At 36.5% G+C, this 25,093-nt stretch carries 26 protein-coding genes; 5 read left to right on the top strand and 21 right to left on the bottom strand.

Annotation, left to right across the window (positions count from 1 at the left end):
• Positions 1-29 precede the first annotated feature (29 nt).
• Positions 30-1,148 carry an FAD-dependent monooxygenase gene (locus ACODR7_RS07105; protein ID WP_488838378.1) on the top strand — a complete coding sequence of 373 codons (1,119 nt, stop codon included), beginning with the start codon at positions 30-32 and terminating at the stop codon, positions 1,146-1,148.
• Positions 1,149-1,370: 222 nt separating this feature from the next.
• On the opposite strand, the gene ACODR7_RS07110 is transcribed toward ACODR7_RS07105, so the two are convergent.
• Entirely contained in the window at positions 1,371-2,255 is an 885-nt protein-coding gene (locus ACODR7_RS07110) for a dihydrodipicolinate synthase family protein (protein WP_488838380.1), read from the bottom strand.
• Positions 2,256-2,379: 124 nt separating this feature from the next.
• Positions 2,380-2,835 carry a cupin domain-containing protein gene (locus ACODR7_RS07115; RefSeq protein WP_136522337.1) on the bottom strand — a complete coding sequence of 152 codons (456 nt, stop codon included), beginning with the start codon at positions 2,833-2,835 and terminating at the stop codon, positions 2,380-2,382.
• A gap of 101 nt (positions 2,836-2,936) precedes the next feature.
• On the opposite strand from ACODR7_RS07115, the gene pdxR reads away from it, so the two are divergent.
• Positions 2,937-4,367: a MocR-like pyridoxine biosynthesis transcription factor PdxR gene (gene pdxR / locus ACODR7_RS07120; protein WP_488838382.1), complete on the top strand. Its 1,431-nt coding sequence runs from the start codon at positions 2,937-2,939 to the stop codon at positions 4,365-4,367.
• 127 nt (positions 4,368-4,494) lie between these two features.
• On the opposite strand, the gene ACODR7_RS07125 is transcribed toward pdxR, so the two are convergent.
• Positions 4,495-5,631, bottom strand: coding sequence for an Atu1372/SO_1960 family protein (locus ACODR7_RS07125; protein WP_488838383.1), 1,137 nt, complete (start codon positions 5,629-5,631; stop codon positions 4,495-4,497).
• Between the two features lie 116 nt (positions 5,632-5,747).
• Here ACODR7_RS07125 and ACODR7_RS07130 point away from each other — a divergent pair, with 116 nt between their 5' ends.
• On the top strand, positions 5,748-6,536 hold the full coding sequence (locus ACODR7_RS07130; RefSeq protein WP_488838385.1) for an AraC family transcriptional regulator: 789 nt from the start codon (positions 5,748-5,750) through the stop codon (positions 6,534-6,536).
• Positions 6,537-6,563: 27 nt separating this feature from the next.
• On the opposite strand, the gene ACODR7_RS07135 is transcribed toward ACODR7_RS07130, so the two are convergent.
• The 7 genes from ACODR7_RS07135 to ACODR7_RS07165 all read right to left on the bottom strand — a co-directional run bounded on the left by ACODR7_RS07135 (position 6,564) and on the right by ACODR7_RS07165 (position 10,870).
• Positions 6,564-7,064, bottom strand: coding sequence for a CinA family protein (locus tag ACODR7_RS07135; protein WP_076594653.1), 501 nt, complete (start codon positions 7,062-7,064; stop codon positions 6,564-6,566).
• A gap of 169 nt (positions 7,065-7,233) precedes the next feature.
• Complete coding sequence (locus ACODR7_RS07140; protein WP_076594652.1) at positions 7,234-7,614, bottom strand: hypothetical protein; 381 nt, start codon at positions 7,612-7,614, stop codon at positions 7,234-7,236.
• A 15-nt stretch (positions 7,615-7,629) separates the two neighbouring features.
• Positions 7,630-7,932, bottom strand: a complete 303-nt coding sequence (locus tag ACODR7_RS07145; RefSeq protein ID WP_488838388.1) for a hypothetical protein — start codon at positions 7,930-7,932, stop codon at positions 7,630-7,632.
• Positions 7,933-7,995: 63 nt separating this feature from the next.
• Complete coding sequence (locus ACODR7_RS07150) at positions 7,996-8,202, bottom strand: hypothetical protein (protein WP_488838390.1); 207 nt, start codon at positions 8,200-8,202, stop codon at positions 7,996-7,998.
• A gap of 179 nt (positions 8,203-8,381) precedes the next feature.
• The gene (locus tag ACODR7_RS07155; RefSeq protein ID WP_228402423.1) at positions 8,382-8,996 is read right to left on the bottom strand and encodes a Crp/Fnr family transcriptional regulator; all 615 of its coding nucleotides are present in this window, start codon (positions 8,994-8,996) and stop codon (positions 8,382-8,384) included.
• A 50-nt stretch (positions 8,997-9,046) separates the two neighbouring features.
• Complete coding sequence (locus tag ACODR7_RS07160; protein WP_488838392.1) at positions 9,047-9,643, bottom strand: Crp/Fnr family transcriptional regulator; 597 nt, start codon at positions 9,641-9,643, stop codon at positions 9,047-9,049.
• A gap of 342 nt (positions 9,644-9,985) precedes the next feature.
• Complete coding sequence (locus ACODR7_RS07165) at positions 9,986-10,870, bottom strand: DMT family transporter (RefSeq protein WP_488838394.1); 885 nt, start codon at positions 10,868-10,870, stop codon at positions 9,986-9,988.
• Between the two features lie 96 nt (positions 10,871-10,966).
• Here ACODR7_RS07165 and ACODR7_RS07170 point away from each other — a divergent pair, with 96 nt between their 5' ends.
• Complete coding sequence (locus ACODR7_RS07170) at positions 10,967-12,388, top strand: aminotransferase-like domain-containing protein (protein ID WP_488838396.1); 1,422 nt, start codon at positions 10,967-10,969, stop codon at positions 12,386-12,388.
• Positions 12,389-12,511: 123 nt separating this feature from the next.
• On the opposite strand, the gene ACODR7_RS07175 is transcribed toward ACODR7_RS07170, so the two are convergent.
• The 5 genes from ACODR7_RS07175 to ACODR7_RS07195 form a co-directional block, all read right to left on the bottom strand.
• The gene (locus ACODR7_RS07175; RefSeq protein ID WP_034698263.1) at positions 12,512-13,108 is read right to left on the bottom strand and encodes a Crp/Fnr family transcriptional regulator; all 597 of its coding nucleotides are present in this window, start codon (positions 13,106-13,108) and stop codon (positions 12,512-12,514) included.
• Positions 13,105-13,485, bottom strand: coding sequence for a bacillithiol system redox-active protein YtxJ (gene ytxJ, locus ACODR7_RS07180; RefSeq protein ID WP_076594646.1), 381 nt, complete (start codon positions 13,483-13,485; stop codon positions 13,105-13,107). Before ytxJ ends, ACODR7_RS07175 begins: the two co-directional genes overlap by 4 nt.
• The gene (locus ACODR7_RS07185) at positions 13,482-13,943 is read right to left on the bottom strand and encodes a DUF1569 domain-containing protein (RefSeq protein ID WP_488838399.1); all 462 of its coding nucleotides are present in this window, start codon (positions 13,941-13,943) and stop codon (positions 13,482-13,484) included. Before ACODR7_RS07185 ends, ytxJ begins: the two co-directional genes overlap by 4 nt.
• Positions 13,937-14,473, bottom strand: coding sequence for a YfiT family bacillithiol transferase (locus tag ACODR7_RS07190; protein WP_076594645.1), 537 nt, complete (start codon positions 14,471-14,473; stop codon positions 13,937-13,939). The genes ACODR7_RS07185 and ACODR7_RS07190 overlap by 7 nt, the downstream gene beginning before the upstream one ends.
• Positions 14,474-14,690: 217 nt before the next feature.
• Positions 14,691-15,833 carry a DEAD/DEAH box helicase gene (locus tag ACODR7_RS07195; RefSeq protein WP_488838401.1) on the bottom strand — a complete coding sequence of 381 codons (1,143 nt, stop codon included), beginning with the start codon at positions 15,831-15,833 and terminating at the stop codon, positions 14,691-14,693.
• Positions 15,834-16,046: 213 nt separating this feature from the next.
• Here ACODR7_RS07195 and pncA point away from each other — a divergent pair, with 213 nt between their 5' ends.
• Entirely contained in the window at positions 16,047-16,652 is a 606-nt protein-coding gene (gene pncA, locus ACODR7_RS07200; RefSeq protein WP_076594643.1) for a bifunctional nicotinamidase/pyrazinamidase, read from the top strand.
• 270 nt (positions 16,653-16,922) lie between these two features.
• On the opposite strand, the gene ACODR7_RS07205 is transcribed toward pncA, so the two are convergent.
• The 6 genes from ACODR7_RS07205 to ACODR7_RS07230 form a co-directional block, all read right to left on the bottom strand.
• The gene (locus ACODR7_RS07205; RefSeq protein ID WP_488838535.1) at positions 16,923-19,706 is read right to left on the bottom strand and encodes a multicopper oxidase domain-containing protein; all 2,784 of its coding nucleotides are present in this window, start codon (positions 19,704-19,706) and stop codon (positions 16,923-16,925) included.
• A gap of 104 nt (positions 19,707-19,810) precedes the next feature.
• Positions 19,811-20,284: a DUF3347 domain-containing protein gene (locus ACODR7_RS07210; RefSeq protein WP_076594641.1), complete on the bottom strand. Its 474-nt coding sequence runs from the start codon at positions 20,282-20,284 to the stop codon at positions 19,811-19,813.
• A gap of 118 nt (positions 20,285-20,402) precedes the next feature.
• Positions 20,403-20,783 (bottom strand): HYC_CC_PP family protein, encoded by a 381-nt coding sequence (locus ACODR7_RS07215; RefSeq protein WP_488838404.1) that lies wholly within the window; start codon positions 20,781-20,783, stop codon positions 20,403-20,405.
• Between the two features lie 134 nt (positions 20,784-20,917).
• Positions 20,918-23,155: a TonB-dependent receptor plug domain-containing protein gene (locus tag ACODR7_RS07220; protein WP_488838406.1), complete on the bottom strand. Its 2,238-nt coding sequence runs from the start codon at positions 23,153-23,155 to the stop codon at positions 20,918-20,920.
• A gap of 43 nt (positions 23,156-23,198) precedes the next feature.
• On the bottom strand, positions 23,199-24,008 hold the full coding sequence (kdsA, locus tag ACODR7_RS07225; RefSeq protein WP_488838407.1) for a 3-deoxy-8-phosphooctulonate synthase: 810 nt from the start codon (positions 24,006-24,008) through the stop codon (positions 23,199-23,201).
• Positions 24,009-24,520: 512 nt separating this feature from the next.
• Entirely contained in the window at positions 24,521-25,045 is a 525-nt protein-coding gene (locus ACODR7_RS07230; RefSeq protein ID WP_488838409.1) for a DUF1697 domain-containing protein, read from the bottom strand.
• Positions 25,046-25,093: the final 48 nt, after the last annotated feature.

Genomic DNA, 25,093 nt, shown 5'->3' on the forward strand with positions numbered 1-25,093 from the left:
TGTTGTGACATCCTACTAAAAAAGTATACATGAACAATATTTCAATCATAGGAGCCGGAATCGGGGGACTTACCCTCGGAAATGTACTGAAACAGCATCAGTATGATTTTACGATCTATGAATCCGCTCCTGAAATAAAGCCTGTAGGAGCTGGAATTATGATGGCTGTCAATGCGATGCAGGTTTTCAATCACTTAGGTTTGAAAGAAAAGATTGAAAATGCAGGAAATAAAATCCACCGGATTGTTATTGCCAATGAATCTTTGCAGACCATCTCAAAAACAGAAATCCTTGAACTGGAAACACATTATAATTCCTGCAATGTTGCTATTCACCGGGCCGAACTTCAACAGATTTTGGCGGAAAGCCTTCCTTCTGGCTGTCTCCAATTAAATCATTCACTGCAAACAATAAGAAAAGAGGAAAACTATATTTTACACTTTGAAAACGGAAATCAGATTGAAAGTAAAATCGTTTTTGGAGCAGACGGCATCAAATCCAATGTCCGTAATCAGATCTTAAAAACCGGTACCATACGGAGTTCCGGCCAAAAATGCTGGCGTGGCCTGGTAGATTTTGATCTGCCTGAAAAACATCATCAGGAAGCTTTTGAAATGTGGGGCAAAGGAAAGCGTTTCGGATTTGTAAAAATTTCTGAGAAAAAGGTTTACTGGTATGCCTGCATCAATGAAAACAGCTTCAGCCTAGATGCAGCACTTACAGATATTTTTAAAGATTTTGATTCCCTGGTTTTACAACTTATTGAAGCTACTGAAAGCGAAAATATCATTTGTAATATCATTTCTGACCTCTCACCTATTCCCAAATGGTATACTGAAAACTTATGTCTTACCGGAGATGCAGCCCACGCTACCACTCCCAATATGGGACAAGGTGCCTGCCAGGCTATTGAGGATGCTTATATTATCGGAAAACTGCTGGAAAAAAATCAGGATTTCAATGCTGTTTTTGAAGCGTTTCAAAATATCAGAAGAAAAAAGGTGGATTATATCGTCAATACAAGCCGTACCATCGGAAAGATTTCGCAATGGGAAAAAGGAAATTCATTCCGTAATTTTCTGATGGGTTTAATTCCGGGAAGCATGAATCAGAAAATGGCAAAAAGAATTATAGAGCTGGAAATGTAGGAAATTCAATGGAATTAAAATAAAATTCAAAAAAATATAATTGATAGATTACTAATCTCAAAAATTAACAGAATGAAAAAAATCTTTTATGTATTTGGAGGGATGATGAATATCTGGATAAAAAATACTACCCATTAAAAAAAACAGAATTCTCAAAATTAAAGAGCATAAAAAGACTGTCATTTTCAGACAGCCTCTTTTATACAAGATTATAAGATTGTACTAATTAATAAGGGTTTTCATAATATTTTTTAATTCTTCAGTTTCTTTTTCATGTAAAGGTTTCAAAGGACTTCTCAAATTCCCGCCATCTTCACCCAAAATATTAAGACCTGATTTCACAGCTCTCGGCAATCCTTTGTTTACAATAAATTTTAAAAGATCAAACTGCTGGTAGAAAATTCTTTTTGCTTTTTCAAGATCACCTTGTTCCACCGCATGATAAAGACTGATATTCAGTTCCGGAATAAGATTGGGAGCTGCAGTACACCATCCTCTTGCTCCCGCAGAAAAAGCCGCCAGAGCCAAAGGATTAGAGCCGTTGTAGAATGCAACGTCTTCCCCCAGTTCTCTTCTCAGATAATACATCCTCTGAATATCTCCCGTACTTTCTTTGATCATGGTTACATTGGGAATTTCCAGCAGCCTTTTCAGCAAAGCCGGAGACATGTCTACTCCACTTGTTGCCGGATTATTGTACGCCATAATCGGGATAGATATTTTACGTGCTACCGCATCATAATGCGTTACAATTTCGTCGTCAGTAAGCTTCCAGTAGCTCATTGGAATAATCATCACCGCATCAGCACCTGCTTTCTCCGCAAACTGGGCGTGGTGAATGGTTTTCTCTGTCGTAAGATTAGAAACCCCTACAAGGGTTGGAATTCTTCCTTTTACCTGCTGTAAAGTAGCTTCTGTAACTTCTTCCTTTTCTTCGTCAGATAAATAAGGCATTACCCCTGTACTTCCCAATGGAGCAATACCGTGGCTTCCGGAAGTGATCAGTCTTTCTATCAGGTGTTTAAAAAGAGGAATGTCTACTTTTTCATTTTTGTCAAAAGGTGTAATGGGATAAGCAATAATCCCTTTGAATGGAACATTTTTCATATTTTGCTGATTTAAAAATTGAAAATAATTGTAAACCATTAAGAAGGCGTAAGTAATTAAGAATAGTAAGTTTCGCCTTGAAAGGAAATCACATCCAGTATCTTAATGGTTTAAATCTCTGCGATTAAAGGTCTCTGCCTTCTTCTTCTCTTAAAGCGACACCTAAGTTCTGCAGCTGAGGGGCATTTTCACAGGCAATATATTTGGCAGGTTCTGTATCGCTCAGATTCTGATGTTTGTGCCAGGCCCATGAAGGAATGTATACGGCATCTCCTGCTTCCCAATATACTCTTTCATCTTCTACTTCTGTCCAGCCTTTTCCTTCAATCACAAATAATACAGTCTCATAAGTATGACGGTGTCTGTTGGTTTGCTGTCCGGGAATCAGTCCTCCAATCGTCATGCTCACATTCTTACTCGGAAGATCGACAAAGAAAACCGGATGTTTTCTTTCTGTTGAAAACTGATTGTGTTCTCCTGCATTTTCTACATTTTTGTGGATCAAATGGCTTGGTTTTACATACTTTGGTCTTGCAAAAGTTTCGTGGAAGTCTTTAGAACTGAATTGTTTCTTCTCCATGATTTTTAAATTATTAGGGTTTTGTGCTTTATTGCATGACAAAATTATTCTATATTTGGACTATTTAAATAATTCAGTTTTTATATAAATAGATAGTCCAGATGTTACGCCCTTGGAAATTAGAATTAGAAATTGATAAGAAGCTTGAAAAAGCAGTTTATCTACAGATTGCAGATACCATCATTACAGATATCCGATCAGGAAGGTTAAAAGCCGGCGATGCACTTCCCGGAAGCCGAAATCTTGCACTGACTTTGAAAATCAACAGAAATACTGTTGTAGAAGCCTATCAGGTGCTGATTAACGAAGAATGGGTAATTTCGAGAGAAAGAAAAGGTATTTTCGTATCAGAAAAGCTCCCTGTCTTACATGAAAAAAATCTAGAGGGACTGTATGATTCCCATAATCGACTGGTAATTCCTAATGGGATTTTAATCAATTTCGATGATGGCCATCCCGACAGTAAAATTGCACCTGTGACAGAACTGGCAAGAGCTTACAGGCAAATATTCAGCATCAAAGCAAAGTGGCAGATGATGGGATATGGAGATGAACATGGCGACACAGAATTCAGAAAAATGATTTCGCAAATGCTTAATCATCAGCGCGGAATGCATATTCATGAAAATGAAATTTCCATTACCCGAGGCAGTCAGATGGGAATGTTTCTGACTGCTCAGAGTCTTTTAAGTCCCGGTGACATTGTTATCGTAGAAGATCCTGGCTATCAGCCTGCCTGGCAAGCGTTTCAGTATGCGGGAGCACAACTTTTGTCCGTACCTGTAGATCAGGAAGGAATAAGTATTGAAATTATTGAAAAACTTGTAAAACAACATCAGAATATAAAAGCAATTTACATTACTCCTCACAGACAATACCCTACTACAGTTACTCTAAGCCTTTCAAGAAGATTAAAATTGATTGAGCTTTCTAACCAATATAATATGACCATCATTGAAGATGATTATGATAATGAATTTCACTTCGGATATCGTCCTATTCTTCCGGTTTCAAGTTTTCCTGAGCTAAACAATTATGTATATATCGGAACTTTAAGCAAAGTGGTAGCACCTGCTTTAAGGATCGGTTATCTGGCTACTAAAAATCAGGAATTATTAAAAAGAATTGGTGATCTGAGAAAGATTATTGATGTACATGGAGATGTCATCATGGAACAGGCAGTTCTGCAGCTGATTAAAGAAGGTGCCATAAAAAAGCACATCAGAAAAGCAACTGTTCACTATAAGAATAAAAGAGACTTCGTTTTTGAACTGCTGAAAAAACACATGAAAGACATCGCAGATTTCACACTGCCTGAAGGGGGACTCGCCTTTTGGATTGTCCCTAAAATACAATTGGACTGGGATGTGACAACTGCTTTATTATTGGAAAAAAACATTAAAATTATTCATCCTAAACAATACAGCCAAAATAATATAAATGGGTTCAGATTGAGTTATGGAGCACTTTCTGAAGAACAGCTGGAACAGAGTATTCCTTTGATAGCTGAGGTTTTTTCTAAATTTTTCTAATCTTTTTCAATCATGATGGTCTCAGATTTACACAGGAATTTAGTTCAAGCCGACAATAGTTTAGGACTTATAGCCTTCCCATCTGAGTATATCTGAGACATCTGTATTTTAATTTTAAAAAAACGGCTTACTCTACTTCAAAAACAGCCTGAATTTCTACCGAAGAACCCACAGGAATGGAAGAAGCTCCCAAAGTAGCTCTGGCATGTTTTCCTTTTTCTCCAAAGACTTCTACAGCCAGATCAGAAGCCACGTTCATCAGATCTGCATGTTGGGTATAATCATCTTTGGTATTGAAAATTCCGGTAAGCTGTACGCATTGTTTTACTCTGCTTAAATCTCCTCCCACCGCTTCATTTAATACTGAAATTACGTTCAGCATGGTTACTTTTGTAGCGTCTTTTACCTGCTGCTCATTCACTTCCACGCCTAGTTTTCCCGGATTGAAAATTTTACCGTCTTTCAGGGCAACCTGATTGATAAATACCAGATTTCCGGAACGGACAAACGGTTGATAATTCCCTGCAGGTTTTGGAACCTGTGGAAGTGTAATATTTTTCTGCTTTAATATTTCATTGAAATTTGGGTGATGTTCAGCAACAGCAACCGTTTTTTTCGGGCGGGTATCTTTTAATGCCAATGCTACTTTTGCGAAATTTCTTCCCTGAAGTTCAGCAATATTTCTTTCTCCTTTAGTAGGTCTTTCCACATCTTTTAAAGAAGCCATACTGGTAACTCCTAAAACGGTATTTCCCTGTGGAATAGCTTTATTAAGTTCTTCAGTTCCACGAATTCCATTAGAAACCAATATCATACCATGTACCGCAAGGCTGTTCCAGAATGCCTGAAGCGCAAGTTCTTTTCCTGCTCCGCTTCCGGCAGACATGAAGACAGTGGCAGGAACTCCTTCCAAAGCATGATTAGTCCACAACTGAACGGTTTTGGATAAAAATTCACTCATCCCCGTACTGATATTCCCGAAATAAACCGGTGAACCAAAAGCAATTCCATCATAAGATGTGAGTTCATCTACTGTTGCTACAGGAAGATTTTTCAGGGTTGGATTCTGTGAGGCTTTGACTAATTTGATATAAGGAACTGCATTATTTTCGCTTTCCATTCCTTTGGCTATTTCTTTAGCCAGTTCGTAAGTTCCACCATTGTCTGAATGGATAAGAACCAATATTTTAGCTTTATTTTGTGCCATGATGTTGTTGGTATTAGATAATAAAATTAAAATAAAAAAAAGACATAATTTTTTCATTCTGAATAAGATATAGATTATATTTTAAATTAATCATGTATTTATTACATTGATAATACAAAATTACTACTGTCGTTTTTATTAAATTTGCCAAAATATACATACAAAACGACAATATGAAATGTGGACTGATTGAAAAAACGGAAAGCCAGTTTGTAGATTCAATAGAAAAAGAAGCTTATGTATGGTGCGAAAAAAACTGGAAACATGATGATTATGAGCACAGGCATACCCGTGCTCAGCTTACATTTGTGGAAGAAGGTTATCAGTATTTTCATATTGACAGGAAAATTTATCTTGTCCCGCAGCATCATGTCATCTGGATTCCCTCAGGAAAAGCCCATAAAATAACTTCTGAAGCGCAGACAGTGAATCTGATGGTATTTCTGTTCAAAACAGTTTTTGAAGATGAATTTTATCAGAATGTTCAGATATTTGCCGTTCCGCCTGTATTGAAGGAAATGCTTTTATACGCCTCAAAATGGAACCAATCTCTTGATGAAAATGAAGAACAGGATATCTTTTTCAAAGCTATTTTAAAGAGCCTTCCCAATTTCTGCAAGGAAAGCAGCAGCCTGGAAATTCCTGTACCTGCTGATACAAGACTGATTCCTGTATGCAATGATATCAACTCTAATTTTAAATACAATCTGGATATTGATTCTTTAGCCGAAAAAGCACAAATGTCTGTGAGAAGTCTCCAGAGAATTTTTAAAAATGAAACAGGAATTACCTTACAAAAATACCTTCAGTTGACCAGAGTTTTAAAAAGTATTGAGTTAATAGATACCCAACAATATACTTTGAGTGAAGTAGCTTATAAAGTGGGTTACCAAAGTCTGTCTGCATTTACAACATCATATTTTGCAATCATGCAGACAAAGCCAAAGGTGAATAAGAATTAAAGCCTTATCAGGTATGAAATCTGAAATTTATTTTAGAATTAGCATCCTGTTGAGTTCACTTTTAAAACATCCAAGAATAAATTCTGTATAGTATAGCTGAGCATTCAAAGCCTGAGTTTTAGGATGCAGCTCTAATTTTTTGGTAAGAATTATTTCTCCTTTATAGGAAAATGAAAAATAGGCGAAAACCTTATATCCTGAATTAATAACTGGAGTGCAATAACCCGTTGTAGAAATGGACCAGTCGGATTCAAAATGTTTTGCCACACTGAGAGCCATAGCCTGAGAAATCGCTTCCCCCGCTCCGTCATGATCATCGGGTCCAGGTCTGTTTACCTTAAGGAGTCTCACTTTTTCGGTCAACGTATAAGTTGTCATCCCACCTTTGTAGAATAAAAGGGCATCCGGCATCTGTGAGAAAGCAAGCTGCAGACAACCGGAAGTAACACTTTCCGCAATTGAAACAGATTCGTCAGCGGCTACAAGAAACTGACTTATATAATTGAGAAGATTCTGTTGAAATTCCATAATATTTTATTTTGTGAGGTTGATTTTAAGATGGTTACAAACGAGACCAGAAAGCTGCCGGACAAATAAATACATCAGCTTTCATGATTAAGTATTGTAAATGATATGAAAGGTATTTTTTAAGATCTGATTAAAATTCAAAGGCATTTTCAATAAGACTGCTTAAAACCTAATCTGTTTTATTATTCTCAAGAATATCAAGAAATCTACTGATATATTCTTCTTCTTTCAAAACCTTATAATAAGCTGTTTTTGCATATAAAGTGAAAGAAGGTGATTCAAACCTTACTTCTGTTTCCCTCTCATCAGTAAACGATGTATTCTTGGAATGAAATTCACGGATATGAAGAATGTACTCTTCAATGCATGCATTTATTGTTCCTTTAAGGATATCACACGTTGCATTATTTTTGATCTTCTCCAAAGAATTGATCAGAAAGGCCGTCACTCCGTATGAATTGATTATAGGTGGAAATAGAGACTCATTCTCTATCATATTATTTTTATCATTCAACCCGGAATCCCGTAAGGTGTCGTTCTCAAATATCATATTCAAACAATGGTATTAGTTATGGGAAGCTTTCAAATACTGCTCGAAATAATGGAGATCATTTTTATCTTTAATAGACAGGTAAAACATGATTTGTTCCGGTTCTTTCAGTCCAATGCTGGTGAAGCTGTCAAAATGAGCAATGAGTGCTTGTATATTTTCAATATCAATATCTTTCAGGATGATGAACAAAAGAAAAATATTTTCTTCAATTTCTTTAGCATAAACAGCTGCTCCATCTTCAAAACAGTCTCCTTTATGAATTATTTTTATAAATTCTTTGTGTTTCAGGCTATGTATTATTTTCTGAGAGTTCATATTTATGATTTCATGGTTAAAATAAGCCTGTGATAAGCAAACTATAAAATATACTGTACCCTTTTAATCTCCACGCTTATCATCAAAACCGGTAGTATCTGCCAGCTTGCCATCTTCATTCTCATGATTATAAATACTTTTTAAAGCACTCACAAAAAATGGGTGAAGCAAAGTTTTTTCTGTGTCATGTTCTATTATTAATCCATCGTCTCCTAACTGCTTTTCTATTGTGGAATTCGTATTGCCGGATTTTTTGATTTCACACGCCATAATATGATTTTATAATATTGATTATTACAGATCGTTACTGGACACTAAACAGCAATTTCAAAAAATGAATATTTTATATTCATCTTAATTAATATCTCAGGAATGGTATTGAAAACTGTTGTATCAAATGTACATAAGAATAACTCACTTTTTTATGATTTGAGTCAGTAAAATCATATTTAATATAAAATTTTACGATCTTGTAAAGAAAGCATCCCTTCCTTTTCCATTTTTTTTAAGTTTCTGATCACAGTTTCTACACGCAGGCCTGTAAGATTGGCGATCTGCTGCCGAGTAAATGCAATATGGAAACACTGATGGCAGTCTTCATCATGATAGCTTTTAAGATAATCAAGTAAACCCTTTAATCTTTGCATCGGGTTTTGTGATGCCAAACTTTGCATCATTTTTAATTTGTAAAAAATTTCCTGTGAAAGGCAGGCATTCATTTCCAGAGAAAGATCAGGATTCTGCGTGATCATTTCAAAGAATTTTTTTTTAGGAAGTCTTATAATCCGGGAATCTTCAAGGCATATGGCATTGATTGGATAATCCTGATTGAGAAAAAGCATGGCTTCTCCGAAGCTTTGTTTTTTGCCCAGAATATTATGAATGAATTCTTTTCCGTTTTCATTATAATTATTCAGTTTTACTTTTCCCTCACTGATCTGAAAATAATAAATTGCATGATCGTCTTCTCTAAAAACCGATTCCCTTTTTTTATAGTTCTTATCTTCTGCACCAAATGAGTACAAAAGATTTTCATCAATATTCATGCAGCTTATTGTTTTCATAATTTCGATATATTTTAAATAAAAAAACAAATAATATGCCTGAAATAAGGTTAATATAGAATTTTGCGATTTTCAATTCTCACAATTTTATCTCTTTCCATATGTTTAATCGTTCTTATAGCGGTTTCCACACAAAGCCCTGTAAGACTCGCCATTTGCTGCCTGGTTAAGGGAATTAAAAAAGAATAAGGAGTAAGATCTTTTTGAGAACTTTTAAGGTAATCCATTAGTCCTCTTAGCCGTATAGAAGGGTTTTGAGATGAGAGGCTCTGCATCATAATGAATTTATAATAAAGACGTTCTGACAGGAAGCTGTTTACCTCCATATATAATTCCGGAGACTGATTCAGCAGATTGAAAAAAGCAGATTTATGAAGTCTTAAAACGCTGCATTCTGTAATGGCTTCCGCATTTACAGGATAAGGTTTTTCTATAAAAAGGATAGATTCTCCACAACTTTCCCCGTCTGATAAAATATTTTGAATAAACTCTTTGCCTTCCTCATTATAATTGTTAAGTTTTACTTCCCCTTTAATAATCTGATAATAATAATTAGGAATATGCCCTTCACAGAAAATTGTTTCTGAAGGGGTATAATGTCTTGTTTCTGCTCCCGCTGAAATCAAAATATTTTCGTCGATAACCATAATAGCCTTTTTTGGAATTGTTTTCTTCTTCCTATCTTCCTATTCTTAGTAAAAATATCATTGGTAATCGATTGCAGAACGTATACAAAAACCGCACCTTAACAATCAACAAAAAAGTTAAATAACGTTAATTTTCTTATTAATTACAACTCCTTTTATTTTTATGAATTTACATTTAACAACAAATCTATTTTATATTTATTATTTCAGAATTAAAACCACCGGAAATTTGTTTCAACATTTTGATTATGAAAACGAAAAGCCTCATTTCAAAAAGAAATGAGGCTTTTCATATATCCTACTGGCAGCAGCAAAAAGGATTTATAAGGATCGCAATTCTACTTATTTTGCAAATTTCTTAGTTCCTGCAACACATAGTATCACTCCTACTGTTACTCCAAGCATTCCCATACTCACTTGCTCATGAAGAAAGCATGCAGCCAGTGCGAGGCCAAAGAAAGGCTGAAGCAATTGTAACTGACCAACAGTAGCAATTCCACCCTGTGCCAATCCTTTATACCAAAATATAAAACCAATGAACATGCTGAAAAGAGAGATATAAGCCATCCCAAACCATCCCTGAAAGCTGACATTCTGAATATCAGCCGGAAAATACATAAAAAATAAAGGAATCATTACAGGCAGCGCCAATACCAAAGCCCAGGAAATGACCTGCCATCCTCCCAATGTTTTGGATAATTTAGCTCCTTCAGCATAGCCCATACCACATAAAATAACTGCAGAAAGCATCAGAATATCGCCAATAGGTGAAGCTGATATTCCCTGCGAAACAGCATAACCGATCACCAAAAGACTTCCTATAATAGAAAAAAACCAAAATATAGGATGAGGTCTTTCCCCACCGCGCATAACCCCAAATACGGCAGTTGCCAAAGGCAGCATTCCCAGAAATACAATAGAATGCGCTGAAGTGAGATATTGAAGAGCCAATGCAGAAAGAAGGGGAAACCCTACCACACAGCCAAGAGAAACCAGCAATAATGGAATTAAATCTTTTTTTACAGGCCGTTTTTCTTTACCCAGCCATAATACAACCAGTGCTAGAATTCCTGCCACAGCTGCACGAACAATCGTTACAAAAATGGGACTCATTTCCATTACGGCTAACTTAGTGGCCGGCAAGCCTCCACTAAACAAGACTACCCCTATAAAACCATTGATCCAGCCACTTATATTTTCATCTTCTGATATTTGTTTTGTCAACATTGTATTCAAGCTTTTAATTGATGTTCAAAATTAGAAAGGATAATTCGATAAACACAGTATCAGTTTTGTATATTTGCATGAGCACAGTTTAAAAATATGAGTAAAGAATTTTTGTATACAGAAATTGCAGATGGCATTGCAGGACAGATCAGAAATGGTATTCTAAAGGCTGGAGACAAGCTTCCTTCAGTGAGAATGCTATGCCAGGAGCATCAGGTAAGCATGAATACAGCCAAACGTGTTTTTCTGGAACTGGAATCCCAGTCATTGGTAGAGTCCAAGCCGCAATCCGGTTATTTTGTAAGCCAGCTGCTTTCTGCAAAACTTCCTTTGCCGGAAGTAAGCCGTCCGTCATTGATCGCCAATAACGATGAACCGGATGAACTGATCAGTAAAGTATATGAAAATATGGGTAAAAAAGACCTTACCTTTTTCTCAATTGGAATTCCATCTGGAGATCTGCTACCTCAAGCTAAACTGAAGAAAGAAATTGTAAATGCCACCAGAGAATTAAAAGACGGAGGGACCGAATATGAAGAGCTTCAGGGAAATCTGAAATTAAGAAGAATGATTGCAGTACGTTCCTTACAGTGGGGAGGAAATCTTAGCGAAAATGATCTGATTACCACCAATGGCGGGATGAATGCCCTTTCTTTCTGCTTGATGGCTTTGGGAAAACCGGGAGATACCGTTGCGATCGAAAGTCCCTGCTACCCCGGAATTCTTCAGCTGGCCAATGGATTGGGTTTAAAGGTTCTGGAACTTCCTACCCATCCTACTAACGGAATAGAAATCGATACTTTAAAAAAATTAATTCCTAAAATAGATCTGTGCCTGTTGATACCCAATTTTAATTCGCCTCTGGGAAGCTGTATGCCTGATGAAAATAAAAAGGAAATTGTAAAAATACTTTCTGAGAACAATATTCCGTTGATAGAAGATGATGTGTATGGAGACCTTTATTTTGGTTCCAGCCGTCCGAAATGCTGCAAATCTTTTGATACAAACGGAAATGTACTGTATTGCAGCTCAATTTCAAAAACTCTGGCTCCCGGATATCGTGTAGGCTGGATTGCTCCGGGAAAATATAAAGATAAAATCATGAAGCTGAAACTTCTGCATTCTACCTCTTCTATTTCCATTGTGAATGAAGCAGTGGCGAACTTCCTGAAATCCGGAAAATATGAAAAGCATCTCCAGCAGCTTCGCAAAACGTTACAGTTCAATTATCAGAACTATGTACAGACCATTGCAGAATCTTTTCCGGAAGGTACGAAAACAAGCCGTCCTCAGGGAGGTTTGTCTTTGTGGGTAGAATTTGATAAAAATATCCGCACAACAGAATTGTACGATCTCGCCATCAAGCAAAACATCAGTATAGCTCCCGGAAGAATGTTCACCTTTCAGGAGCAGTTTGAAAACTGTATGAGGCTCTGTATAGGGCTTCCCTGGTCGGAAAATACACAGACGAAACTCAGACAGATTGGACAGCTTGCCAAAAAGATTTATTTGAAGTAAGGAAGATGGATGATGGAAGTTATTATAGTTTTAAGAATAACTTATTTCAATTCTATCTAAACAATAGCTGTTGAAGTTCTTTTATATTCACCAGAACTTCAAGCTTCCATCTTCCAGCCATTTCTATTTATTATCCGGGATGAAATTTTTTCTTGCCAGCTCTTTTCTTACACGGCTCAGGCTTTCAGGAGTAATTCCAAGGTAAGAAGCAATCATCCATTGTGGAACTCTCAGCAGCAAATCCGGATACATTTTTATGAATTTCATATACCTTTCTTCTGCAGTCTCTCCCAATAAGGAGTTGATTCTGTTTTGAAGACTTCTGATGTGTTTCTGAAGAAGGAAATCACTTCTTTCTATGCTGTTTGGAAACTGTTCTACCAGTTTGTTGAAGAAATCCGGATGAAGAAACAAAACTTCAGAATCTTCCACTGCTTCTATATAATAAATGGATTTTTCATTGAAATAAAGGCTGCTTCGGTCAGAAATCAGCCAGCTTTCCGGGGCAAACTGGATAATATGTTCTTTTCCGTTTTTATCAATGGAATACATCTTTATCAGCCCTTTTTCTACAAAGAAAATATGACGGCAGATTTCACCATACTGAAGAAGAAACTGGTTTTTAGGAATTTTCTTTACTTCATAGTGCAGGCTGCAGGTGTTTACATTCTGAAGCGGAACATTTAAAACTTTGGCTAAATAATTATTTATATTCTTCATGATACAATCTGACTTAAAGAAATGTCCTGGTGTGAGGCACTGTTAACAGGTTTTCCGTTTTCTATGACAATGAGCTGCGGACTTTCATGTCTGATTTCAAAATCTGCTGCTATTTTGTTGGAAAGAGATCTGTGAGCCAATAAATCCAGATAGTACACATTCACCGGCTGGTCTGAATTCTCTACTTCTTTTTCAAAATTTTTCAGAACAGTTCTGCTGATAAAACAGCTTGTAGAATGTTTGAATATTGCGATCTTATTCTGAAAAGAGTCTTCTATAGCTTTTGTAAGATCCTCTTCAGATTCTATCTTTTTCCAGAATGTTTTTTGGTCAGGGGTTTCACTTTTTCCACCGAATATTTTATCAAAAAAACTCATACATTAAATTGTTTTAGATGGTGATCAAGATGTTTGTATTCTAAAAATGCCCAGTCTTTTTCAGTCATTTTACCAAATAATCTGTGCCTTTCCGGCAGTCTGTGTTTTTCACAAGCTTCCCGGAATTCCTCCAGTGTTTTCAGCAGATTGGCTTTTGATACATCAAAATCACATTCAAAATTAACGATTAGTTTTTGAAAAGTAGGCATGTTTCTGGGAATTCCATTATTGAAAATATACATTTCTATTTTAGTAAAAATTCCTATTGCCTCAAACATAACATGAATATGGGGAAGTTCCAGCTTTCCCAAAGCCACCTGAAGAACCAGATCACAATGCTTTAACATTTGACACCCATTCATTTTTCCCCATTCTCCATGAGAATTTTCAGATAACAGGGAAATTCTGTCTTTAATTTCCTGATAATATATTGGATTATTGAGACTCTTCCTTACCAACCTTTTTCTATCTTCAGATTTTCAATATGAGCAAAATGATGATTACAGTGCCACACGTATAAAGCTAGGCTTTCTCTTAAATTATAATTCTTTTGATGCTCAGGATGATGAAAAGTTCTTTCAAACTGTTTATTCGTAAGGCTTTTAAGAAGAACTACCCATCTTTGGTGTGTTCCTTTCAACATTCTCATTGCCGGTTTTACAGGCATATGAAAACTGTCCTGAAGTTCCGCCCATTTCGCTTCATCATAAGGTTTTATGGTAGGATTTTCTTCTGTCAGCGCCAGTTTGAAACGGATAAAACTGTTCATATGGCTGTCAGAAAGATGATTCACAAGCTGCCTTACCGTCCAGCCTCCTTCTCTATAAGGAGTATCTAACTGGTCATCTGTAAAATGTTCAATGAGATTTTTTAGTCTGCCGGGAAAGTCTTTAATTACGTTGATATAAGTATCCAATGTGGTATCACAAATGTTTTCAGGAACTTCAAATGGTCCTATCGGAAACTTTTTTTTCTCTAAATCACTCATTACTCAGGTTTTAATTTTTTTAAATTATTGCCGATTTGTACTCTCATTATTCATTAGAATAATTTACGAATATCAGCTTGTGCGAATTTATCAAAAATTCAAGAATTTAAAGTGAATAAAGCATTAATTGTACCGATAATGATTTTTGTGGTACCGATTTTTCATTAAAAAAGACTTCAATTGTATAAACTGAAGCCCTTTTATTTATAATCAATGATTAATATCCATGTAAATCAATGCCTTCTGTTCTTTGCAGGGTTACTTTTCTACCCATTTTCTTTTGAATCACCCGAAAATGCTGCAATTCATCATCCGTCAGAATACTGATTGCCGTTCCTTTTTCATTGGCACGTCCTGTTCTACCAATGCGGTGGATATAATCCAGCGGCGAACGGGGTAACTCGTAATTGATCACACACGGCAGGGATTCAATATGAATTCCACGGCCGATTAAATCTGTAGCCACCAAGATCTGAGCTCCGTTTACTTTAAATTCTTCAAGATTGTTTCTTCTCGCTCCCTGAGACTTCTGACTGTGAATGGCCACCGCTTTTATTTTATTCTTTTTAAGTTTCTCTACCAGATTATCCGCAGATCTTGTGGACGAAACAAAAATCAAAGCCTTTTCTACTTTCTTTTCTTTGATAAGATATCGTAAAAAAGGTCCTTTATTTTCCGGAGCAACATGATACGCCAGCTGTTCGATATTATCAATTTCAACTTCTTCTTTTGTAATTTCAATAATCGTGGGATTGATGGAAAGGCGTTCTTTCATTTCTGAAACTTTATCATTCAAAGTAGCTGAAAACAAAGTAGTTTGCTTCGCTACAGGCATCATGGCAAAAAGTTTATTCATTTCTTCCCCAAAGCCCAGCTGAAACATCTTATCAGCTTCATCAATCACCAGATGTTTAATTCCCGAAATACTCAATGCATTATGATTAATCAAATCCAGCAAACGTCCCGGAGTGGCAATCAAAACTTCCACACCAAACATTCCCTTCATCTGTGGATTGATAGAAACCCCTCCATACACTGCCATTGTACGAACTTCTCTCTTTAAATTTTCTGTGAACGCTCTGAACACTTCATCAATCTGGATAGCCAGCTCACGGGTAGGAACCAATATCAAAACCTGAACATTACGGTCTTTTTTAACTTCTGCATTCTGTAGTTTTTCCAGAATCGGCATTACAAAGCAAGCCGTTTTACCGGAACCTGTCTGGGCAATTCCCATGAGATCTTTCCCTTGTAAAATGACAGGAACAGCCTGCTCCTGTATTGGGAACGGTTTTAAATACCCTAGTTTTTTGACAGAACGAATAATATTGTGTGATAATCCTAACGATTCAAATGACATAAAATACTTATTTCCGCAAAGATAAGCTATTGATATTTGGTTTGGGTCTCAAAATAGCATACGTTGCAGACAAAACTTAATTATTTTAATTTTTAAGTTCTTCTCTGATAAGCATTGAAAAATTTATATTGCCGATTTGTCCGATAATTCGGGTTTGGACAAATTTTTGAAGATTAGTTTTGTAAATTTATCAAAAATTCGAGAAATCAAAATATGAAAAAAGCGTTAATAATAGTCGATGTACAGAATGATTTTTGTGAAGGCGGAGCACTTGCAGTCCCTGGAGCCAGCGAAATTATTCCATACATCAATCTTTTGATGGAGGAAAATGCATATGATCAGGTAGTTCTTACACAAGACTGGCATCCTGCAGGGCACAAAAGCTTTGCAAGCAGCAATGGAAGAAAGGTAGGAGAAAGTATTATTTTAAATGGTGTTCCTCAGTTTATGTGGCCGGATCACTGTATTCAGGGAACTTTCGGAGCAGAATTTCATAAAGATCTAAACAGAGACAAAGTAACCCATATTGTACAGAAAGGTAAAAATATTGAAATTGACAGCTATAGCGGTTTCCAGGATAACAACCACTTTATGAAAACCGGTTTGGATGACTTCTTAAAATATCACGACATTCAATTGGTAGAAATCGTTGGACTGGCCCTGGATTATTGTGTTAAGTTCACAGCACAGGATGCGGTAGCCAACGGATATGTAACTTGTCTTCATTTCAACGGCACACGTGCTGTCAACGTAAAACCTGATAACGCCAGAGATGCCATCTATGAAATGATTGAAAAAGGAGTTACAGTGTTAGGATAATTATAAATGATGAGTTATGAATTTTAAAATTTATGACTTAATACAATAAAAAAGCGCAGAAAGTTTTAAGGGATCAAAAGCTGGAATCCATTCCATTGATCATTTCTAAGCGAATGTATTACTTAAAGTTACATCTCTTTGCTGCCTTAAACTATACCGTAGAATCATCTATTCTCTGCGTTTACAAAGAAATTCTCCACACGAGAATTTACCGTGTCCAAAAAAAGCTGCCTCAATAAGAGACAGCTTTTTACTATAATTTGGTTTTATTTAGTAGGTTAAAGTAACACCTGCACCCCAGCCCATTTCATTATCATAATTTCCTGAAAGGGACAGCCATTTCTGAACGATGTACCTCAATCCTGTTGAAAACTCACCGTCTGAATTGACACTGAAATTCCCTCTCAGTCTTCTGGAAAGCGGTATATCTTCACGACTTAGCTCTAATAATACTTTTCCGTTCTGATCAACACTTGCATCAGCCGTGATAAGCATCGGCAATACATACTGCATTCCCACCATGAATGCAAATCTGTTTTTTGAAGCTTTCTGCTGTCCGAACCAGGTCTTTTTACCATGAAAATCCATTCCCGTATCTTCTGCCATCTGTCTTTCCATAATTTCATGATTCTTCTGAACTCTTACTCCTGCATAAGGAAGCGCCCATTGGAATTTTCCTAAAAATCGTCCTACTTTTGCACTTCCTTCGAAATGATCAAAATTCCAGTTGGAATGAAACTCATTAAGGTTAGCCCATCTTGGTCCGAACATGGTCATAGTTTCTGCATGGATTTTATTGCTTGCAACATCCAGCATCGCCATAGAACTTGTCATTTTATTATCCTGTACAAAATTTTTCCAGGCTAATTTTCTGTTCGGAAGCTGCGGATTGGGCTTTGAGTTTTCATAACTGAAGATTCTTCCCATTCCTGCCATCATATGGTATAAAATGTGACAGTGGAAAAACCAGTCTCCATCCTGATTGGCAGCAAATTCTATTGTTACCGTTTCCATTGGCATGATATCCACAACATTTTTCAGTGGAGAATATTCTCCTTTTGAATTGATCAATCTGAAATCATGACCGTGAAGGTGCATCGGGTGACGCATCATAGAATTATTATACATCTTGATTCTAAGAACCTCTCCTTTTTTGATCAGAATTTTATCTGTCTCTGTTACGGTTTTATTATCCAGTGTCCACAGATAATGGTTCATATTCCCTTCCAGCGTAAATTTCATTTCACGAATGCTGTCTGTGGGAAGAATGGTTTTCTCAGGAGATTTCAAAATATTGTAAGAAAGTCTTTTGATTGTTTTATCTTCCTTCATTTCCATTCCGGCATGTTGAGAATGATCCTCTTTCTGATCTTCCTTCGTCTTCACACCCATCATTTCATTGATATGCTTCGCTGTAGTCTTTCTCTGGCTTTCGGATAATTCAGGGTACATCACTTCATTCATATCCATCATCTGGTTTCCCATCGTCATATTCATCGGTTTCATATTTCCGCTCATCTCCATCATCCCGTTCATCATTTTCATTCCTTCAAAAAGCATAAGCCTTGGAAGATTGGGAGCTTCAACCCTTTCACCTGAACCCAGCCAAAGAGAAGCGTGTCCTATTCTGTCTTCAGAAGTTGCTCTGAATTCAAAGCTTTTGTTTTCAGGAATGGTCACTTCAATATCATAAGTCTCGGAAACTCCTACAATCAGGCGGTCAACTTCTACAGGAACTACATCATTACCGTCATTTCCTACCACTTTTATCTTTCCGCCTCCATAATTGAGCCAGAAATAGGTAGATGAACCTCCATTGGCAACTCTCAGCCTTACTTTATCACCAGCTTTTAAAGTAGAATAATCTGAACTGGGAGTACCATTGATTAAGAATTTATCGTAATAGACATCACTTACATCCATCGCTTCCATTCTTTTCCATTCATTCAGGGCTTTTGTACCTAAATTTCCGGATTTAATGGCTTCCCAGTAACTCTGTACTGCATTTTTCTTTACCGCATACCAATCTGTGTTGGCCATATGAAGTCTTCTTGCAATCTGCATAGGATCATCATCACTCCAATCTCCCAATAATACCGGAATTTCAGCATTATATTGTGTTTGAGGTTCCCCTTCTCTTTTTTTGAAAACCAGGATACCATTCATTCCTATCTGCTCCTGAAGTGCTTCGTGAGAATGATACCAATACGTTCCGTTCTGAGAAATCCTGAATTTATATAAATGGGTTTCTCCCGGTTTTACAGGTTTTGTAGTAAGGTATGGAACACCGTCATGTTCATTGGGAAGAATTACTCCGTGCCAGTGCAGCCCTGTATTTTCTTTAAGCATATTGTGCAGGTAGATTTCGGCGGTGTCACCTTCTGTAAAATATAAAGTAGGAGCCTGAAGTTTTCCATTGATCGCAATGGCTCTTCTGTTTTTTCCTGTAAAATTGACAATAGTATCTTTTACATAGAGATCATAACGAACCGTTTTTCCTCCAAAAGTAATTTTTCCATTTTCTGAATTACGTTTTAAAATAGATTTTTCTTCTTTAGGATTTTCAGCCTGTGTATGGGAATGAGCTTCTTTTTCTACCAACTCCATTCCACATTTCGGACATTTTCCCGGCCTGTCTGAAACTACTTCCGGGTGCATCGGGCAGGTATAGACTGTCTGTTGGTGAGACTGAGTCTTAGATGATGGTAAAGCCTGATTCTTTGTTGGCGATACCGGTTTTACCTCTGTTTTAACAGAAGATTTTATGACCTTTATTTTCTCACTTTTCTCAGCAACTTTTGCTTTAGTAGCTTTAACATTCGTTATTTTAGTTTCTGTGGCTTTTGTTTTCGACTCTGTTTTAGGAATAGGTTTCGCTTCCGCTTTTGCAACTACTTTGTGCTTTATGACAACGGTCTTCTTTATCAGAGTCATTCCGCATTTAGGGCAGTCTCCAGGTTTGGAAGACACTACTTCCGGATGCATCGGACAGGTATAATAGGTTTTTGTAGTTTGTGCGAAAGTAAATACAGAGAACAAAAGCACCAGAAACATTATCAGCTTTTTCATAATATTTCGAACTTTTTAGAAATCGCATAACTTAAAGTTAATTATAACTCAAGTTATGCAACTTATTATTTTAATGAATAATACGATAATTATTTAATCTCTGACTTTACACTTCCGCATGAAAGCATAGACTTTCCGTAGTATGGATTAACGATCTGTTTTTCATCGCTTAGCCAGCTTCCGTCTGCCATTGGGCAATATTGAACGTAAACTGGTTTATCGGAAAGTTTGAACTGCTTGGTCAGAGCGATCATATTATCCGAAAGATTGAAAAAAGTTTCTCTTTGTGCGGCAACATTTCTTGCTTCAGAAATAACAGAAGCATCTTTTCGGAGAATATTAAGATTTCCCTCAGAAACTACTTTATAATCAATAACAGAAGCTGTTTTAATAAATTCTGTTGCGGCTTTTGAAGTTTTTTCTGCGTCATCTGAAGCTAACGCTGATTTGATAGCAATATAATTCTGGTATAGTTTAGAAACCTGAGCATCCTTTTTAGATTGTGCAGATAATGAAACGATTGAGAATAAAGATAAGGCTGCTGTGATGATATATTTTTTCATTGTATTAAATTTTAGAATTAATTTTTTAATAAGGAATATTGGTAACGCATCAGTAAATGCGTCAGGACATGTCGTCTAAACAGTATATGAAAATGATACCGGAAACGACTGACGGATTCTAAATTCTAAAATTACAATGATTAATGTAGATTGGTACCGGTCGGTATTCTGGCGGTGCATTGATCTGAATCTGGGTAAATTTGGTTGCCGAAAAAGACTTGTCTACAATTGCAAACTGCTGTTTCACAGGGATCTCTGAAATCTGACTTAAAAAATCAATTTTGAGCAGATCTGACTTCTGGGAATCATCTACTTTTACTATTTTAATCTCTGTTTTGCAGCATCCTTTTTTGTCTTTAACACCGCATTTTCCGCAGATATCATCTGCTTTTTGGCTTACAGAAACAAATTCTTTCATGCAATAATGAATACTAAAAGCTGCTCCGGAAGAAAATCCGAAGTAGAAAATAGAAAATAATATGGCAAGAATCTTTTTCATTGATAAGACAAAGGTAAAAAGATCTGTGATACCGTTGTTATAAAATTTGGTAATGTTGTTATAAAATTCGGGTAAACAAAAAAGCTTCCGAAAAAATTCGAAAGCTCTCTGCTATTTTATTTTTGATCGTAATTCTATAGTTTGAATTCCAGCTTCACGTTGAAGAAACGTCCTGTAAGACGTACCGGAACTGGATACATATAATTGCTGTTATAGTCTGTGATCCACTGGTTTGCAACAGTGTTGTTGATGTTAAATGCATTGAAAACCTGAACGCCTAATGTAAGTTCTTCAAAATTACCCCAGAAACCGGATCTCTTATTTTTTTCTTTCGGATCAATAAATACTTTTGTCAGCCCTAAGTCTACCCTTTTATAGGAAGGAAGAGTCTGCTGATAATTATAAGCTGAGCCAAAATCCGGCTGTCCGTTACTGTTGAACATTACGGGAGCTCCTGTAGGTAATCCCATAGCGTACACCAGGGTAAGGTTCACGCGCATAGACGGAAAACTTGGCATATAATCCTGATAGAACATGGCAAACCTCAACCTCTGATCTGTAGGTCTTGGAATATCTCCTCTTCCATCAATATTTTCATACACCCTTGCATAACTTGCAGATAACCAAGAGTCTACACCTGGGACAAATTCTCCGAATAATCTGGTATCAATACCATAGGCATATCCTTTAGAATTATTCTGCCCTGAATATCGGATTCTTACGTTATCCATATAATAAGGAATCAGATTATCCATTTTCTTGTAATAGAGTTCCGTTGTCAGTTTGAATGGTCTGTCATACATCTGGAACTCATAATCATTGGCAAGAATGACCTGGATAGAACGTTGTGATTTTATATTAGAATTAAAATTACCATCTAAATCTTTAATTTCTTTATAGAAAGGAGCCTGATAGTAGATTCCCCCTGAAATTTTAAACAACATATCACTGTCCCAGTCCGGTTTGATGGCGAACTGAGCTCTTGGTGAGAATATGGTTTCTTTATTGAAACTCCAGTTGGCAACACGTACTCCGGCATTCACAAATACTTTACTGGCTCCCCAGTAGAACTTTTGTGAATACTGTGCGTACGCTGAAAGTCTTGTAGGCTCAATATTATTTTGTCCGGCAATATAATAAGCAAGCTTAAGATCGCCTGTTGTTCCTGTTCTCGGATCAATAATTTCCGGTCTTGGAAGGCTGTATCCGGCAGAATCTACCAGTTTCCACTCATTGGTAAGATCTTTCAGGTTTTCTTTTTCATATTTGAAACCTACTTCAAAGTCTGTATTTACATTGGGTGAAAATTTAGCTCTGAACTGAGTTCCGTAGGTTCTTACAAATAAGTCGTTTCTTGCATGCTCTATCTGTCCTCCCACATCAAAAGAAGTCACAGGCTGCTGTGTCACCGAATCAAAAGTTTGCAGCTCGTAAGCTGACTGTATGGTATAATACTCTCTTTCCCTGTTCTGATAAGCAAATGCATCTAAAGTAAGCTTCCATTTGTCTGCAGGCTTATAGTTCATAGAAAATGTACCCATCATATTTTTATATTGGTCATTTTCCTGACCTCCATAACCAATATTGACGGTAATAGGCTGCTGAAGACTTCCGAAAGTTACACTTTTGGCTCTGGGAATCATCTCATAATCATTCTTAGAATAATATCCGATGAATGACATGCTGAATTTATCACTCACATGATAGTTCAGATAAGACTGGAAATCCCAATAGGTTGGATTAAAATCTGTATCTTCTTTTAAGGTATTAAGAACAAGGTTCGTATTTCTGTATCTTCCGGAAAATAAGGCTGTAAATTTTTTGTTTTTGGAAGCCAGACCTGTTGTTAATCTTCCTCCAATTAAACTGGCTTCACCTGAAACTTCAAATTTTTCAGGCTCACGGTAATAGATATTTAGAGCAGAAGACATTTTATCACCATACTTAGCTTCAAATCCACCTGCAGAGAAATTTACTGCAGACACCATATCCGGGTTGATGATACTCATCCCTTCCTGCTGTGAGTTTCTGATCAGGAAAGGTCTGTAGATTTCAATATCATTAATATAGATAAGGTTTTCATCATAGTTTCCACCACGAACCATATATTGGGAAGACAGCTCGGTATTGGAGTTTACGGAAGGCAGCGTTTTAAGCAATCCCTCAATCCCACCATTAATAGAAGCTACTGATTTTGCTTCTTTCGCTGAAATTCTTACGTTGGTAAGGTCATTGGTTCTTCCTGTTGCTTTTTTCTGGAAGACAACTTCCTCTATATCGGTCACTTTAGTGGTTGCTGTATCTTTTTTCCTTTGTTGGGAGAAAAACAGTACAGGGACCATAAGGCTTAGCGGTAAAACTAGTTTTTTCAAAAGAAATGTTTTAGAATTTCTAAAATTAATGTTTTTTTAACAATTACAAAATCGATTCTCTAATTCTTGTCAATTTTTGTAACAAATCTTCTAATAAATCTAATCTTAACATGTTGGCACCATCAGATAATGCAGTTTCGGGTGTAGGATGAGTTTCGATGAAAATTCCGTCTGCTCCAACTGCAATTCCTGCTTTAGCAACAGTTTCAATAAGATCCGGTCTTCCTCCTGTAACTCCTGAGCTTTGATTAGGTTGCTGTAAAGAGTGTGTAACATCCAGAATCACAGGAGCATACTCTCTCATGGTAGGAATTCCTCTGTAATCCACAATCAGATCTGTATAACCGAAAGAATTTCCTCTTTCAATGATGGCTACTTTCTGATTGTCAGAATCTGTAATTTTCTGAACGGCAAACTTCATTGCTTCCGGAGAAAGAAATTGTCCTTTTTTCAAAGTAACACATTTTCCGGTTTTTGCTGCAGCCACCAATAGATCTGTCTGGCGTACAAGAAATGCAGGAATCTGCAATACGTCTACGTACTGTGCTGCCAGTGCCGCATGTTCATTCTCATGAATATCTGTAGTGGTAGGAATATTGAAGGTCTCTCCTACTTTTTTAAGGATTTCAAGAGATTTCTCTTCACCGATGGTTGTGAAAGAATCTACACGGCTTCTGTTAGCCTTTTTGAAACTTCCTTTGAAAATATAGGGAATATTGTATTTATCTGTGATAGTGATTACTTTTTCAGCGATTCTTAGCGCCATATCTTCTCCTTCAATAATACAAGGTCCGGCAATAAGGAAAAAGTTTTTTGAATCTTTGTGCGAAATATTATCTAAATACTGAATCATTTTATTGTAATTAAAAAGTTCAGTAAAAATACTGAGAAAGTTTCACAAATGGAAATTATTTGATTGCTTTAACAGGCTATGGCTGCATGAGTTTTTGAGTCTTTTGGATTTTTGAATTGCCGGTTATTAATAGATAGGTGCTTCGACTGGCTCAGCATGACAGCTCTAATACTATATGTTAATGTGTACTTGATAATTGATAGATGCTTCGACAGGCTCAGAATGACAACCCTAATACTAACTGCTTTATTAACATTTACAAGATTATATGTTAATCGATACTGAAATATTACAATTTAAAGTCTTTGCAAACAAAGTTAATTTATAACGATGTCATGCTGAGCCTGTCGAAGCATTTATACAACACCAAACAACATTGCAATCAATGATTTATGATTGTTTTATTCAGGAAATCAGTCTTTATGGAATTTGCTGAGTGATAAAGTCTTTGCAAACAAGGTTAATTTATAACAATGTCATGCTGAGCCTGTCGAAGCATCCGCGATGATTTATTAGAATTTCTTCAGAATCTTTTCAAATGTATTCACATTTCTGCTGGTAAACTGATCTTTAAGACTTTTCTTTCCTAAAACTTTCCCGAAATTAGAATCTAAGGTATTTCCTTTCGGAACCTGCCAGTAAAATAGATCATTGATAATTTCTGCCTTTTCGTTTTCAGCCTGTGCCGCTTTTTTAAACTCCTCCATCAAAACCTTTTCCACTCCAGGAATTCCTACGAAACCATAAATATGAAAATTTTCATTCCTTTCGAAAGGAATACTGTTCCAGAACACCTCTGTCTCTTCCTGAGATTTTATAAACAAAAAGGCTTCATAAGAAAAATGTTCTGACATCGCTTTTTCAAGAATGGCCTTTAACTCCTCTCCACTTTTATCTGAAGAAAACACAATATTTCCGGAGGCTAATATTGAACTTACGTCTTTCATTCCGGCATCTTTAAAAACCTGACAGACATCTGCCATTTTCATATTGGTTCCTTTTACGTTGACGCCGCGGAGAAAAGCACAGTATTTCATCTTTATTCAGGTATTAGGTTTTAGATATCAGGTTGCAGTGATTGTTGG

The organism is Chryseobacterium sp. FG46 (assembly GCF_057809135.1).